This window comes from Cupriavidus sp. FW305-F7 (genome assembly GCF_058782875.1).
The window spans coordinates 164234-177341 of record NZ_JBYSYC010000010.1 but is presented as its reverse complement, the minus strand read 5'-3'; the positions used below and the strand labels follow the sequence as shown (position 1 = coordinate 177341).

The following is a 13108-nucleotide window of genomic DNA, read 5'->3' as shown; positions in this document are numbered from 1 at the left end:
ATGCCGGTCACCGACGGCCCACAGGACGCATTTCACCGTCAGCACGGCCTGCCAGGAGATGACGGTGCGCCTAGCGGCGGCTAGTCACGCAAATGCTCGTCCATGAATTTCCGGAATATTTCCATGCTCGGTGCCTCGGTTCGCCCCGCCAGGGTGAAAAAGGCATAGCGGGGGCCGTCATCGACCGCTGGGGTAGTGTCCAGTTCGCATAGTTTTCCTGCGGCAATCTCCGCACGCACTGCCGCGACGATGCTGAACAGTATCGCGTCGGAATCCAGCACAGCTTCGACCAGGCTCCGGACATTCTCGCACCTGAGGCTCAGGCAATGCTCCGGATCGGCGCGCGGTCCGAAGCGCTTCACGAGGTTGCGCGCGACTTCCGTGCTGAGCGGGGCGGAAGCCAGCGGATAACGCATGACATCGTCAAACGTCACAGCGTCTCCGCCGGCGGCCTGTTGCACAAGCGGATGTCCTGTGCGGCAGATAAAGCGACCCTGCAACGCGTTCAGCAACTCGTGGCGAAGGTCCGTTGCTGGCGCCACGCTGCTCACCTCCACGACGACTGCATCAAGCGATCGCTGACGCAGTTGGATCATCAGCGCATCGGAAGTACCAAGCGACACGCTGACCTGTATGCCGGGATGGTGCCTGGCCATGAATCGCAGAAACGGCGTCGCCAGCACTGCGCCCGGCCCGGCGCCCAGGCCGACGCGGATGGCACCCAGGTGGTGGTGGTGGAACAGTTCGACGCTGCGATGCAGTTCCGCTTCCTCGAACACGATGCGCCGGGCCCGGTTGGCAATCAGCTCCCCCAATGGGGTCAGCACATTGCGCTTGCCGTGCCGGTCGATCAGGCGGCCTCCCAGTTCATCCTCCAACGTCTGGATGCTCCGGCTCAGCGCGGACTGGGTCAGGTGCAGGCGTTGCGCCGCCTGGCTGAAGGATGCCATATCCGCCACCATCAGCAGATGCTTGAGATGCTTGAGATGCATTGCGCACTTTGTAATGAGATTTTTGAATAAATTTTAGACTGATAATGCATTGGACGCATGATGGATGGCACTTTACGATCCGATTCCACAAGAACACGGATTGAGGAGACAGCCATGACCCGATTCAAGAACGTCGGCCGCCGTTGGCTCGGCGGCTTGGTTGCAGCACTGCTTTTTGCCGGCCTGGCGCCGGCACACGGCTTTCCTGACCGGCCGGTAACGCTGATGGTGCCGTTCCCGGCGGGCGGCCTCTCCGACGTTGTTGCCCGGAACCTGAACGGGCCCCTCGCCCGGCAGTTCGGGCAGCCGGTCATCGTCGAAAACCTCGGGGGAGCTGGTGGAGCAATTGCCGCGCAGAAGGTCCTTCACGCACCGGCCGACGGCCATTTGCTATTGCAGGCAGGGCCCGGCGAACTCATCACTACGCCGCTGGCCAATGCCGCAATCAAATTCAGGAGCGAGGATTTCCGGCTGGTGCATATGGTCGGCGCTGTCGATCTTGCCATCCTGGTGCGCAGGGATCTGCCGGTAAAGGATGTCGACGAACTGGCCGCCTATGCCGCGCAGGCAGCCAAGGCCGGCAAACCACTGACGTACGCGAGCGTCGGCATCGGCTCGCTCTATCACCTCCTGGGGGCGCATATGTCCCAAACCATCGGAGCGCCGATGACTCACGTGCCATACAAGGGCGGCGCGCCCGTGATCCAGGACCTCGTTGGCGGAATCGTCGATATCTTTATCTCGCCGTTTGGCAAGCCTGATATCGAACGCATGCGCACCGGCCAGGTCAGGATGCTGGCGGTCCTGTCGCCCACACGCGTGGATGCAGTGAAGTCGGTGCCCAGCGTCAATGAAAGCAAGGCGCTGCGGGGCTTCAACTATTCAACCTGGGCCGGGATCTTCGTGAAGAAGGACACTGCCGAGCCGGTTGTGCAAGCAGTGCACAACGCGATTGTGCATACGCTGGCCGACCCCTCGGTGCGTGCCAGCCTGGATACCGCGAACCTGCCTGCGTCCAAGCCGGTGTCGCTTGCAGAAAGTCAGAAGGCCTATCAGCAGAGCATCGAACAATACCGCGGCATTGCCCGCGCCATCGGCTTGCAGCCGCAATAAGGACGCCATGCATCCCATCCTGGCCGCGCTGCGGGACAGCGCCGAAGAGTTCGTAGCAGTTCGCCGTGACCTGCACCGGCATCCGGAACTCGGCTTCGAGGAACATCGCACCAGCGACATCGTGGCCAGCCTGCTCGCCGAATGGGGCTATGAGGTCGAGCGCGGGCTGGGGACAACGGGTGTCGTCGCCCGCCTTCGACGCGGTACGGGCAACCGCAGCCTTGGCATCCGCGCCGACATGGATGCCTTGCCGATAGAAGAGGCCACAGGGCTCCCCTATGCCAGCTGCCATCCCGGCGTAATGCACGCCTGCGGGCATGATGGGCATACCACCATGATACTTTGCGCAGCAAAGTATCTCGCCCGGCGCGGCGGTTTCAGTGGAACCCTGAACCTTATCTTCCAGCCGGCAGAGGAGGGGTTGGGCGGTGCAAAGAAGATGATGGAGGACGGACTGTTCAGGAAGTACCCTTGCGATGCCGTCTTCGCCATGCACAATGTACCGGGCACCGCATCGGGCCGTCTGCTCTTGCGTGAGGGCGCGGCGCAGGCTTCGGCCGACAACGTGACCATTACGCTGGAAGGCGTCGGTGGCCATGCAGCGATCCCACACCACGCGGCCGATCCTGTCGTGGCCGGCGCCTCCATCGTGATGGCCTTGCAGACCATCGTGGCGCGCAATGTCGATCCGCTGCAAGCGGCGGTCATTACCGTGGGCGCGTTCCAGGCCGGTACCGTCTCCAATATCATTCCCTCGCATGCCGTGCTCAGGCTGAGTGTCCGCGCACTGGACCGCGATGTGCGAGAGCAGATCGAACAGCGTGTCAGGGATCTGGTATCGGCGCAGGCGCAGAGCTATGGCGTCACGGCGCAGGTCGATTATCAGCGCGGGTACCCAGTCCTGGTGAATACGCCGGCTGAAACGGCGTTCGCGAGCCAGGTCGCCCTGGAGTTACTGGGCCCGAGCCACGTCAATTGCCAGGCGTCGCCCATTGCCGCCAGTGAGGACTTTGCCTTCATGCTGGATGCCGTGCCCGGCTGCTACCTGTGGATTGGAAACGGCGAAGGCGGAAAGGTCGGAGGCTGCTCGGTCCACAATCCCGGCTACGACTTCAATGACGGGAACATTGCTGTCGGTGCGGCGTATTGGGCCCTGCTATGCGAACGTTTCCTCGTGGACTAACGATCGGCCGGCGGGATGCACAGTCTTCCATCACCGGCTGGGCCGCCAGCGTTCGTCGTCCCAGCGCCACCTACGGTGATCAAATGTCGAAGTAGAGTTGGAATTCCCACGGGTGCGGCCGCACCTTCAATGTATCGATCTCGCGCGTGCGCTTGTAGTCAATCCAGGTGCTGATCAGGTCTTCAGTGAAAACATCACCTTTTCGCAGGAACGCTGAGTCGGCTTCCAGCGCACAAAGCGACTCTTCGAGGGAGCCTGGTACCTGCCGGATGCGGGCGGCTTCCTCCGGTGGCAGATCATAGATGTTCTTGTCGAGCGGGTCGCCGGGGTCCGTCTGGTTTTCAATGCCGTCCAGGCCGGCGAGCAGCATTGCCGAGAAGGCGAGGTAGGCATTGGCCGACGGGTCAGGACAGCGAAATTCAACGCGCCTGGCGCTCGGGGAATCCGAAACCATTGGAATCCTGGCCGCGGCGGATCGGTTGCGCTGCGACATGGCCAGATTGACAGGCGCCTCGTATCCGGGCACCAGTCGCTTATAGGAGTTTGTGCTCGGTGCGCAGAAAGCCATCAGCGCGGGGGCGTGGCTGAGCAAGCCGCCTATATACCAACGGCACATCTGGGACGTCTGCGCCCAACCGTTCTTGTCATAGAAGAGGTTCTCGGCGTCGCGCCAGAGGCTCTGGTGGCAATGCATGCCGCTCGCGTTGTCGGCAAACAGGGGCTTGGGCATGAAGGTGGCGACCTTGCCGTGGCGGCGCGCAACGTTCTTGCAGATGTACTTGTACATCATCACGTTGTCTGCCATGCGCATCAGTGGCGCAAAGCGCATGTCGATTTCGTTCTGGCCGGCCGTGGCGACCTCATGGTGATGCACCTCGACCTGGATGCCGGCCTGCATCAGCGCGAGCACGATTTCGGAGCGGATGTCCTGCAGCGTATCGCTCGGCGGCACGGGAAAATACCCTCCCTTGTAGCGCTGCTTGTAGCCGAGATTGCCGCCACCATAGGCGCCTTCGTCACGGCCCGAGGTCCATTCGCCTTCGGCGGATTCGACATGGTAGTAGCCAGAGTGCTGGTCCTGTCCGAAGCGGATGGAGTCGAAAATAAAGAATTCCAGTTCGGGGCCAAGGTAGCAAACCGCGGCAAGACCGGTTTGCCGGAGATACAACTCTGCCTTGCGTGCGATGTGGCGCGGATCGCGTGAGTACGGCTGGTGCAGGACAGGGTCCAGCACGTCGCAGATCAGCGCCAGCGTTGGTGCTGCGCAAAACGGATCGATGAATGCCGTGGCCGGGTCAGGCCTGACTAGCATGTCGGACTCATGGATTTCCTGGAACCCGCGAATGGAAGACCCGTCGAAGCCGATGCCGGCCGAGAACAAGTCGTCGTTGACTTCCGGCAGCGTGATCGAGAAGTGCTGCCACACGCCGGGCAAGTCGGTGAACCTGAGGTCAACGACCTGGATTGCGTGCGTCCGGATCAGATCGATGACTTCGCCGGGATTTTGCGGCGGCGCAACGTGATAGCTGCCGGGTTCTATTGAGACCATGCCCATATCCGCCTCCATCGTCCGCCAGCAACATCATTCAACATTAGCCTGTCAGATTCCGAATGGAAAGCGCCTCACCAACCTGCAGCCATTGCCGAATGGCTGTGGTCGCCAGCCTGACTCAAGCCGGCTTCCCCAGACTTTCGTTTGGTTCGCCTATTGTTCCCGCGCAGGCGATAGCACGAGTAGCGTAGACGTGCCATGGGCCAGGACGCGCCCGTCCCTCGCAAGCACGCGAGCTTCCGCGGTAATGATTTGACGGCCGTGGCTGACAACGCGGCCTTCGACACGGACCCTGCCTGTATCAGGCTTGATCGGCCGGGAGAAATTTCCCTTGGTTTCGACAGTGGTGTAACCAGTGCCGGCGGGAAGAAGGGAGTTGGCTGCGCACGCGGCTGCGCTGTCAATCAGCGTCAGAGGCCATCCGCCGTGCACCGAACCCATTGGATTGAGCAGTCTGGACGACGGCTCGCCTTCGAACGCGGCGAATCCGTCGCCGACCTCAACTAACCAGAAGTCGAGGACCTGTGAGATAGGCGGCTGTGGCAGGTGACCGTCCACAATGGCTTGAAGAATTGCCCGGCCGTTCATGTTTGCGACGTCGGCGGGTGAGGCAAGGCCATATCGATATTCCATCTCGTCAGATCTCCTCTTCGTTGGTATTATATGCAGATACAAACAATGCATCTGCATATAGTATCGACATGGAAAAGCGAAGGCAAGGAGCCAGGAGCCTGCGCGCAGACGCCGCTGCGGTTCTCGATGTCGATCTCGGCTGGTGGTCGCGCCTGTTGGCGCGCAGAATTACAGCGGAGCTGGATGAGGCCCTGGCTTCGTCTGGCCTGTCCAGCACGCAATTTGGATTGATGTGCCTGATCGCGTCAGCAACAGACGACACCCTTGGCTCGTTGGCGCAACGAGCCGGACTGAATCAATCGACAATGTCGAGGAATGTGGATCAGCTTGTCAGCACGGGGCTGGTGGAAGTCGTCACGTCCGAAGCGGATCGCCGCCGCCGCGCGGTGTGGTTGACAGAGGCCGGCGCCTTTAAGTTGCAGCAGGCTCTGGCGCTGTGGCAGCCCGCCCACCGCGCGTTGCGGCAAAAGCTGGGCTCAGAGTTGCACGACATGGTAGGCGAGGTCGCGGCAAGGCTGGCAGAGTAGCGGCAGGGCGCCTGACCGACAACGACGCTGTTGTGGCATCCTTCCATTTCCAAAAAGAAAAAGAAGGATAGGGGTCAACATGTATAAGGGCTTGCTGGTAGTTGCGACCGTCGCGGCCGCCTTCATCTATTACAAAACGCACGCGCCTCTGGTAAATCCCGTTGCCCAGGCCGAGCCACAGCAGATCGAGGTTTCAGCCGTGGCAGCCACGGCGGAACCGGCATTTCGCTGCGAGGGCAAACAGCACTGCAGCCAGATGGCATCCTGCGCGGAAGCGCGCTTCTATCTGAAAAACTGCCCGGCGGTAAAGATGGATGGGGATGGCGACGGTATTCCATGTGAGACGCCACCCCTCCAGTGTATGTTTTGACGCGCCGTTGCCGGGCCACGCTCTGCGGCTCACGCCTGCACGGCGACATTACTCATGAAGACAAGGGCAGGTCAGCGGTCGCATCAAGGCTGGGCTCATGCCAGGCAACGGCTAAACCGTTGCTCGGTGACCCGGGTTCCCCATTGCGTCCCCTCGGATTCGTCCACCAATTGAAAACCAAATGACTCGTATAGATGGCGTGCCGCATCCAATCCCTTGAACGTCCATAGGTAGGTCTCGCGATATCGCTCGTCGACAAATTTCATCGCGTGTGACATCAGTTGCCGTCCGACACCGGAACCACGCAATGTGTCATCCACAATGAACCAGCGCAAATGGGCGATGCCCTGTTCATCATCCCCGTCGATTGCGAGCGAGGCGAGCGACCGGCCGTTTTCGGCGTAGAGCCACAGCGCCTTATCATCGGCTGGCATCTTGCCGATAAACTCGGCAAGCTCTGTCGCTACCTTCTTTTCGAAGAACGCGCCGAAGCCCCAATGCTCCGAGTAAAACCGGGCGTGCAAGCTTGCCACGTCACCAATGCAGCCGGGTTGGTAGCCCTCCAGGATCCGTCCGGGCACGGCATCTGCGGGGGCGGTCTTGACCGCGTTGCCTTGCGTAAGTGCGTCGGCGTACAGCGCGAGAGAGCGGACCAGGGCCTGCTGGTCAGCCGGAACCATCCGCCGAAGCGCGTTGGACACCTGATCCGTTGCGAAGCGGTCGATCTTCTTTCTAAGCTTCTGCCCGGCCTCGGTCAGGTACAGCTCGGATGAACGTGCATCTTCGCTTGCGGTCTTGCGCTCCACGAGTCCGCCAGCCTCCAGCCTTGCGACCTGCCTGCTCGTGTTCGATTTGTCCAGGCGCAGGATGTTGCCCAAATCCTTTGCGCTGATCCCTGGCTGCGCCCCGATTTCCATGATCGCGTGAACCGCCGACGGGGCAAGGTCGCTATCGGCCAGGGTGGCTCGCATGAAACCGAGCTCGCGAACCAGTCTTCGGGAAAAGTCGCGAAGTTCGAGAATCGTCGCTTCTCGAGACTTGGCTGGAATATCGACAAGGTCCACCGGCGCCCTCCTATGAGTTGCGTTTCGCAACCAATATAGTTGTGAGTCGCAACTTAATCAAGGTCTTGGCTTGCCCGATCATCGATCACCTGCTGGAGCGCTTCAGGGAGACCCGGAACGGCCAACCGATTGGTCGTGGTAGAGTCGATCATCATTCCTTATCGCGCAGCCATATGTCGCCACCCGTTGAACATGGACCCGTCGGTTCAGCAGGCCATCAACAGGGCATGGAAAGCGCCGCTGATGCGCACAGCGTGACCATGCAGATTCCGGCAATCGTTCCAGCGAAAACTGCGCTGGTGGTCATGCATTACCAGACCGACATCCTGGCGTTATTTCCCTCGGTCGCGCCCGCTTTGCTCTCCAATACGCGCAAGCTGTGTGACGCTGCACGTGCCCGGGGCGTCAGCGTCTATTTCGCCAAGATCCACTTTGCTCCAGGCTATCCGGAAGTCAGTCCGTTGAACAGGAACGGGCAGGGAATCAAGCAGCTTGGTCTTTTCGTCGACGACCAGATCTCGCCGGAACTCGGCCAGCAGGCCACTGAGCCGCTCATCATCGCGCATCGTGCCAGCGTGTTCTTTGGTACCGACCTGCAGGTGCGGCTTTCCGCGCAGGGTATCGATACCCTGCTTATGGTGGGCATTGCGTCGACCGGTGTGGTGCTGTCGTCGGTCGCGTACGCGAGCGATGCGGACTTCCGTTTATTCACGGTCAAGGATTGCTGCTCCGACCCGGATCAGGTCGTGCACGATCATCTCTTTTCAACCGCGTTCGATTCGCGCACAACGGTGCTCTCGCTCGCTGATGCCTTGCGGTTGCTTGCCTAGCATTTGCTGGCATTTCGTCCTGCCCGGAATGCCGCCGTGCATCCCTCAGGCGGACGGCACGAGCAGATGATCGGTCAGGTTACCCCTCAGATCGAGCACCGCATAATTGCGGCGACTGAAGCGCCAGCGTCCCTCGACCTTTTCGAAGGCGTCATGATAGCGACCGGCCGCGATCACCTGCAGCGCGATACGGTCGGTTGCCTGAAGGACCGTATAGTACGATCTGACGGTCGCTGTCAGGCGGTCCGGAGCAATCTCAATGATCGGATTGCTGATGACATGCCTGGTTCTGGGCGTTCCATCTGCGTGCAATTTCACATAGGCTTGCCAGAGCTTCAGCATGGCCGCGGAACCTCGCTGCACGGCATCTCCGGTTTCGATCTCTGCGTGTTCGAACAGTGCAGCGACCCCGGGCAGATCACCGGCGTCCATGCGCTCGGCATAGATGTAGAGGAGATTGGCAAGCTGCACTGCATCGTCGGTCATCGACTTGTCTCCGGTAGATTGGGAGAATTAAAGCAGTCCGGCGATATTCCGGCATCGTCCGCTTGGAGTAAGAAGCCCTCACCCCATCCCCACCACACTGGACAGCAACATCTTCACCAGCACCGCCTGCCGCGTTGCCCCGGTCTTGGCAAAGATGCCCCGCAGGTGTGCCCGCGCCGTGTTCTTCTTGACGCCAAGCCGCATCGCGGCTTCATCCAGCGTTAGCCCGTCGACCATCAGTAAAGCCAGTTCGATCTCGGTCGGGGTCAGGTGGAACAGCTTGCGCAGGTTGGCGTGGGTGTTGCGCGGCGATCCTGCCGGGTCGCGGATGAACACCGCCACTGCGGGTCGGCGTGACTTGTCTTCGCTGCGATAGCTGAGCGGGATCGGCCGCACCAGCACGCTCAGGGGCGTGGGCGCGGCGGGCCGGCTCAGCGTGGTGACTTCGCTGCGCGGTGCGGCCAGCGCGTGGGCCTGGGCAGCGCCTTCCAGGATCTTGCGGAACCTGCGGTTTTCCACCGGGCAGTGCGCGTGCAGCGCGCCGTCTGACAGGTAGAGGCCGTCGCGCGCCTGCAGCAGGCGGCCGGCGACGTCGTTGGTCCGGATGGTCCTGCCGTGCTCGTCCAGGATCACAGTGCCGACCTGCAGCCGGTCGACGGCATCCGCGTACAGGGACCGTTCAGAAGCAAGAACGTCGAGCGCGGCATGCAGGTCCACTGCGCGCTTCAGGTGCGGCAGCAGGCCGTGCAGCAGTGCCTTGTCGGCCTCGCCGAAGTCCTGTCCCGCGTCGGTGCGGCTGATGAACAGCGCGCACTCCACGCCGTCGGGCGTGACCAGGTTGGCCGCCAGGATATAGCGCAGGCCCAGTGGTTGAAGGTATTGAGTGTAGAACGGATGCGCCAGCCAGCCGGCTTCGCCAAACAGTTCGTCGGCGCTGAAGAGCCGGTCCGGGTGCAGGTCCAGGAAGGGGCACAGCGCGTAGTACTGCTCGCTGTATGAGGGCTCGCCCGGCAGGTGCGGGCCGTAGTCGGAGGCATTGACGATCAGGCCCGGCCGGTCGGTGGCCGGGTGGCGCAGCACCAGCGTGACGAAGGTGGCGCCCAGGCGCTGGCGCACGCTTTCCAGGAAGCCGGCCCAGGGCACGGCTTCGGTCGGGCCCTGGTAGAGCTGGGCGAGCAGGGCGCTCAGCTCGGCGGCCGGCAGGGGGTCTGGCAGCATGATGGCGGTGCGACGGTTTGCTCCCCTCTCCCGCATGCGGGAGAGGGGCAGGGGGTGAGGGCCGGCGGTGGCATACCACCAGCCCGATCGTGGACATTCCCGCCCTCACCCCAACCCTCTCCCGCAAACGGGAGAGGGAGCATCCAATCGGTCATGCAAAGGCAATGACTTGCGCCAGACGTGGCGGCAGTCCAGGGCAGGAATCCCTGTCCCATCGTACCGACCCCGTCCGTCGCCTCATCGTCCGTTCGGCCTAGGGTTTCTCCCGCAGCCACGCCACGATCCGCTCCGCCGCCTGCTCCGCCGTGTCGACGGTGGTGTCGATGCGGATCTCGGGCCGCTCGGGCGGCTGGTACGGCGAGTCGATGCCGGTGAAGTTCTTCAGCTCGCCGCGCCGCGCCTTGCGATACAGGCCCTTGGGGTCGCGTTGCTCAGCCACCGCCAGCGGCGTGTCGATGAAGACTTCGACGAAATCGCCGTTGCCGGCGAGCGCGCGCGCCATGTCGCGCTCCGAGCGGAACGGCGAGATGAAGGACACCAGCACGATCAGGCCCGCATCGAGCATCAGCCTTGCCACTTCCGCCACGCGCCGGATATTCTCGACGCGGTCGGCCTCGGCGAAGCCCAGGTCCTTGTTCAGGCCGTGGCGCACGTTGTCGCCGTCGAGCAGGTAGGTGTGGTGGCCCAGCGTGTGCAGGCGCTTTTCCACCAGGTTGGCGATGGTGGACTTGCCTGCGCCGGAGAGCCCGGTGAACCAGACGATGCGCGGCGACTGGTGCTTGAGCGCGGCATGGGCGCGGCGGTCCACGTCGATGGCCTGCCAGTGCACGTTCTGCGCCCTGCGCAGCGCAAAGCGCAGCATGCCGGCGCCGACCGTGTTGTTGCTGAGGCGGTCGATGATGATGAAGCCGCCCAGCTCGCGGTTGCGCGCGTAGGGATCGAAGGCCACCGGCTGGTCCAGATGCAGGTTGCACACGCCGATCTCGTTCAGCTCCAGCGTGCGCGCGGCCAGGTGTTCGAGCGTGTTGACATTGACCTTGTACTTGGGCTGCGCCACGGTCACGCCCACGGTGCGTGTGCCGAGCTTGAGCAGGTAGGGGCGCCCGGGCAGCATGGCGTCCTCGTTCATCCACACCAGCGTGGCCTCGAACTGGTCGGCCACCGCCGGCGGGTCTTCCGGGCAGGCCAGCACGTCGCCGCGGCTGATGTCGATCTCGTCCTCCAGCGTCAGCGTCACCGCCTGGCCGCGCATGGCGTGCTCGCACGCGCCGGCGGCGCCAACGATGCCGGCCACGCGGCTCTCGCGGCCCGAGGGCAGCGCGCGCACGCGGTCGCCGCGGCGGATCTCGCCGGCGCTGACGGTGCCGGCAAAACCGCGGAAGTCCAGGTTGGGCCGGTTGACCCACTGCACCGGCAGCCGGAACGATTCGCCCTGCACGGGCGCATTGTCGATCGGCACGTTCTCCAGGTGGGCCATCAGCGTCGGGCCGTGGTACCACGGGGTATTGGCGCTGGGCTCGGTGATGTTGTCGCCGCGCAGGGCCGACATCGGAATGCAGGTGATATCGGTCAGGCCGATCTGCCGGGCAAACTCCCGGTACTCGTTCTCGATGCGCGTATGGACCTCGCGCGAGTAGTCGACCATGTCCAGCTTGTTGACCGCCAGCACCACGCGGCGGATGCCAAGCGTCGCCACCAGGTAGCTGTGGCGGCGCGTCTGGGTCTGCACTCCGCGGCGCGCATCCACCAGCAGGATGGCCAGGTCGGCGGTGGAAGCGCCGGTGACCATGTTGCGCGTGTACTGTTCGTGCCCCGGCGTGTCGGCCACGATGAACTTGCGCTTGTCGGTGGCGAAGAAGCGGTAGGCCACGTCGATGGTGATGCCTTGTTCGCGCTCCGCGGCCAGGCCGTCCACCAGCAGCGCGAAGTCGAGGTTCTGGCCCTGCGTGCCCATCTTCTTCGAGTCGGCTTCCAGCTGGGCGAGCTGGTCTTCGAACAGCATCTTCGATTCATACAGCAGCCGGCCGATCAGCGTGCTCTTGCCGTCGTCGACGCTGCCGCAGGTGATGAAGCGCAGCAGGCTCTTGCTTTGCTGGGCGCGCAGGTAGTGGGCGATCTCGCCCGAGGTGCCGGTGGCTTGCGCGGCGTCTTGCGCAAGCGCGGGCGCGGTGTCGATCAGGGTTTCCATCAGAAGTATCCCTCCTGCTTCTTCTTTTCCATCGAACCGGCTGAGTCGCTGTCGATCAACCGTCCCTGGCGCTCCGAGGTGGTCGCCAGCAGCATTTCCTGGATGATGCCGCCGAGGGTGTCGGCCTCGCTCTCGATCGCGCCGGTGAGCGGGTAGCAGCCCAGCGTGCGGAAGCGCACCTTGCGCAGCTGCGGCGTTTCTCCGGGGCGCAGCGGCAGGCGCTCATCGTCGACCATGATCAGCGTGCCGTCGCGCTCCACCACCGGGCGCTCCTTGGCGTAGTAGAGCGGCACGATGGGAATGTCGTTCAGGTAGATGTATTGCCAGATGTCCAGCTCGGTCCAGTTGGACAGCGGGAACACGCGCAGGCTTTCGCCCTTGCGCTTGCGGGTGTTGTACTGGCGCCAGAGCTCGGGCCGCTGCATCTTCGGGTCCCAGCGGTGCTGGGCGGTGCGTACCGAGAACACGCGCTCCTTGGCACGCGACTTTTCCTCGTCGCGGCGCGCGCCGCCGAAGGCGGCGTCAAAGCCGTAGTGGTCCAGCGCCTGCTTCAGGCCCTGGGTCTTCCACACGTCGGTATGGACGGCGGAGCCGTGCTCGTGCGGGCTGATATTGCGTGCCAGCCCCTCGGGGTTGACATGCACGCGCAGGTCCAGGCCAAGGCGCGCGGCGGTCTGGTCGCGGAATGCGATCATCTCGCCGAACTTCCACGTGGTATCGACGTGCAGCAGCGGGAACGGCGGCCGCGCGGGGTGGAAGGCCTTCATGGCAAGGTGCAGCATCACGGCGCTGTCCTTGCCGATGGAATAGAGCATGACGGGGTTTTCGCATTCCGCCACCACCTCCCGCATGATGTGGATGCTCTCCGCCTCCAGTTGCTCCAGGTGGGTCAACATCGGGATCTCCTCTTGGTTTGCCGGCGCCGTGCAGGGATGTCGCGGCGGTCAGGCAT

General features: G+C 63.0%; 13 protein-coding genes. 5 read left to right on the top strand and 8 right to left on the bottom strand.

Translation table 11 applies throughout. The annotated features are described in order from the left end of the window. Positions 1-80: 80 nt before the first annotated feature. Positions 81-992: a LysR family transcriptional regulator gene (locus AC3WL8_RS12245; RefSeq protein ID WP_013952260.1), complete on the bottom strand. Its 912-nt coding sequence runs from the start codon at positions 990-992 to the stop codon at positions 81-83. Between the two features lie 57 nt (positions 993-1049). Between AC3WL8_RS12245 and AC3WL8_RS12240 the strand changes: the two genes are divergently transcribed. Both AC3WL8_RS12240 and AC3WL8_RS12235 read left to right on the top strand, forming a co-directional pair. Then, positions 1050-2105 carry a Bug family tripartite tricarboxylate transporter substrate binding protein gene (locus AC3WL8_RS12240; RefSeq protein ID WP_249221171.1) on the top strand — a complete coding sequence of 352 codons (1056 nt, stop codon included), beginning with the start codon at positions 1050-1052 and terminating at the stop codon, positions 2103-2105. 7 nt (positions 2106-2112) lie between these two features. Then, the gene (locus AC3WL8_RS12235; protein ID WP_013952262.1) at positions 2113-3288 is read left to right on the top strand and encodes a M20 aminoacylase family protein; all 1176 of its coding nucleotides are present in this window, start codon (positions 2113-2115) and stop codon (positions 3286-3288) included. Between the two features lie 79 nt (positions 3289-3367). Here AC3WL8_RS12235 and glnA read toward each other — a convergent pair whose 3' ends face one another. Both glnA and AC3WL8_RS12225 read right to left on the bottom strand, forming a co-directional pair. After that, positions 3368-4843: a type I glutamate--ammonia ligase gene (gene glnA / locus AC3WL8_RS12230; protein ID WP_492378320.1), complete on the bottom strand. Its 1476-nt coding sequence runs from the start codon at positions 4841-4843 to the stop codon at positions 3368-3370. 150 nt (positions 4844-4993) lie between these two features. Beyond that, positions 4994-5473: a PaaI family thioesterase gene (locus AC3WL8_RS12225; RefSeq protein ID WP_041228554.1), complete on the bottom strand. Its 480-nt coding sequence runs from the start codon at positions 5471-5473 to the stop codon at positions 4994-4996. A gap of 68 nt (positions 5474-5541) precedes the next feature. On the opposite strand from AC3WL8_RS12225, the gene AC3WL8_RS12220 reads away from it, so the two are divergent. Further along, the gene (locus AC3WL8_RS12220; protein WP_013952264.1) at positions 5542-6000 is read left to right on the top strand and encodes a MarR family winged helix-turn-helix transcriptional regulator; all 459 of its coding nucleotides are present in this window, start codon (positions 5542-5544) and stop codon (positions 5998-6000) included. 79 nt (positions 6001-6079) lie between these two features. Then, positions 6080-6370, top strand: a complete 291-nt coding sequence (locus AC3WL8_RS12215; protein WP_041228555.1) for an excalibur calcium-binding domain-containing protein — start codon at positions 6080-6082, stop codon at positions 6368-6370. A gap of 95 nt (positions 6371-6465) precedes the next feature. On the opposite strand, the gene AC3WL8_RS12210 is transcribed toward AC3WL8_RS12215, so the two are convergent. Then, positions 6466-7434 (bottom strand): bifunctional helix-turn-helix transcriptional regulator/GNAT family N-acetyltransferase, encoded by a 969-nt coding sequence (locus AC3WL8_RS12210; RefSeq protein WP_013952265.1) that lies wholly within the window; start codon positions 7432-7434, stop codon positions 6466-6468. Positions 7435-7661: 227 nt separating this feature from the next. On the opposite strand from AC3WL8_RS12210, the gene AC3WL8_RS12205 reads away from it, so the two are divergent. After that, entirely contained in the window at positions 7662-8264 is a 603-nt protein-coding gene (locus tag AC3WL8_RS12205) for a cysteine hydrolase family protein (RefSeq protein WP_041228556.1), read from the top strand. A 45-nt stretch (positions 8265-8309) separates the two neighbouring features. Here the strand turns inward: AC3WL8_RS12205 and AC3WL8_RS12200 are convergent, their stop codons facing one another. The 4 genes from AC3WL8_RS12200 to cysD form a co-directional block, all read right to left on the bottom strand. Then, a complete protein-coding gene (locus tag AC3WL8_RS12200; RefSeq protein ID WP_013952267.1) occupies positions 8310-8750 on the bottom strand; it encodes a nuclear transport factor 2 family protein in 441 nt (146 codons plus the stop codon). A gap of 78 nt (positions 8751-8828) precedes the next feature. Further along, positions 8829-9968, bottom strand: a complete 1140-nt coding sequence (locus tag AC3WL8_RS12195) for a helix-turn-helix transcriptional regulator (RefSeq protein ID WP_041228557.1) — start codon at positions 9966-9968, stop codon at positions 8829-8831. Positions 9969-10221: 253 nt separating this feature from the next. Next, positions 10222-12156: a sulfate adenylyltransferase subunit CysN gene (gene cysN, locus AC3WL8_RS12190; protein WP_013952269.1), complete on the bottom strand. Its 1935-nt coding sequence runs from the start codon at positions 12154-12156 to the stop codon at positions 10222-10224. After that, positions 12156-13052 (bottom strand): sulfate adenylyltransferase subunit CysD, encoded by an 897-nt coding sequence (cysD, locus tag AC3WL8_RS12185; protein WP_010814009.1) that lies wholly within the window; start codon positions 13050-13052, stop codon positions 12156-12158. The genes cysN and cysD overlap by 1 nt, the downstream gene beginning before the upstream one ends. Positions 13053-13108 lie beyond the last annotated feature (56 nt).

Coding starts and splice junctions, on each gene's coding strand:
- cysN (WP_013952269.1), bottom strand. CDS start 12,156: ATGGAAACCCTGATCGACACCGCGCCCGCGCTTGCGCAAGACGCCGCG.
- AC3WL8_RS12200 (WP_013952267.1), bottom strand. CDS start 8,750: ATGACCGACGATGCAGTGCAGCTTGCCAATCTCCTCTACATCTATGCC.
- AC3WL8_RS12205 (WP_041228556.1), top strand. CDS start 7,662: ATGGAAAGCGCCGCTGATGCGCACAGCGTGACCATGCAGATTCCGGCA.
- cysD (WP_010814009.1), bottom strand. CDS start 13,052: ATGTTGACCCACCTGGAGCAACTGGAGGCGGAGAGCATCCACATCATG.
- AC3WL8_RS12235 (WP_013952262.1), top strand. CDS start 2,113: ATGCATCCCATCCTGGCCGCGCTGCGGGACAGCGCCGAAGAGTTCGTA.
- AC3WL8_RS12195 (WP_041228557.1), bottom strand. CDS start 9,968: ATGCTGCCAGACCCCCTGCCGGCCGCCGAGCTGAGCGCCCTGCTCGCC.
- glnA (WP_492378320.1), bottom strand. CDS start 4,843: ATGGGCATGGTCTCAATAGAACCCGGCAGCTATCACGTTGCGCCGCCG.
- AC3WL8_RS12220 (WP_013952264.1), top strand. CDS start 5,542: ATGGAAAAGCGAAGGCAAGGAGCCAGGAGCCTGCGCGCAGACGCCGCT.
- AC3WL8_RS12215 (WP_041228555.1), top strand. CDS start 6,080: ATGTATAAGGGCTTGCTGGTAGTTGCGACCGTCGCGGCCGCCTTCATC.
- AC3WL8_RS12240 (WP_249221171.1), top strand. CDS start 1,050: ATGATGGATGGCACTTTACGATCCGATTCCACAAGAACACGGATTGAG.
- AC3WL8_RS12225 (WP_041228554.1), bottom strand. CDS start 5,473: ATGGAATATCGATATGGCCTTGCCTCACCCGCCGACGTCGCAAACATG.
- AC3WL8_RS12245 (WP_013952260.1), bottom strand. CDS start 992: ATGCATCTCAAGCATCTCAAGCATCTGCTGATGGTGGCGGATATGGCA.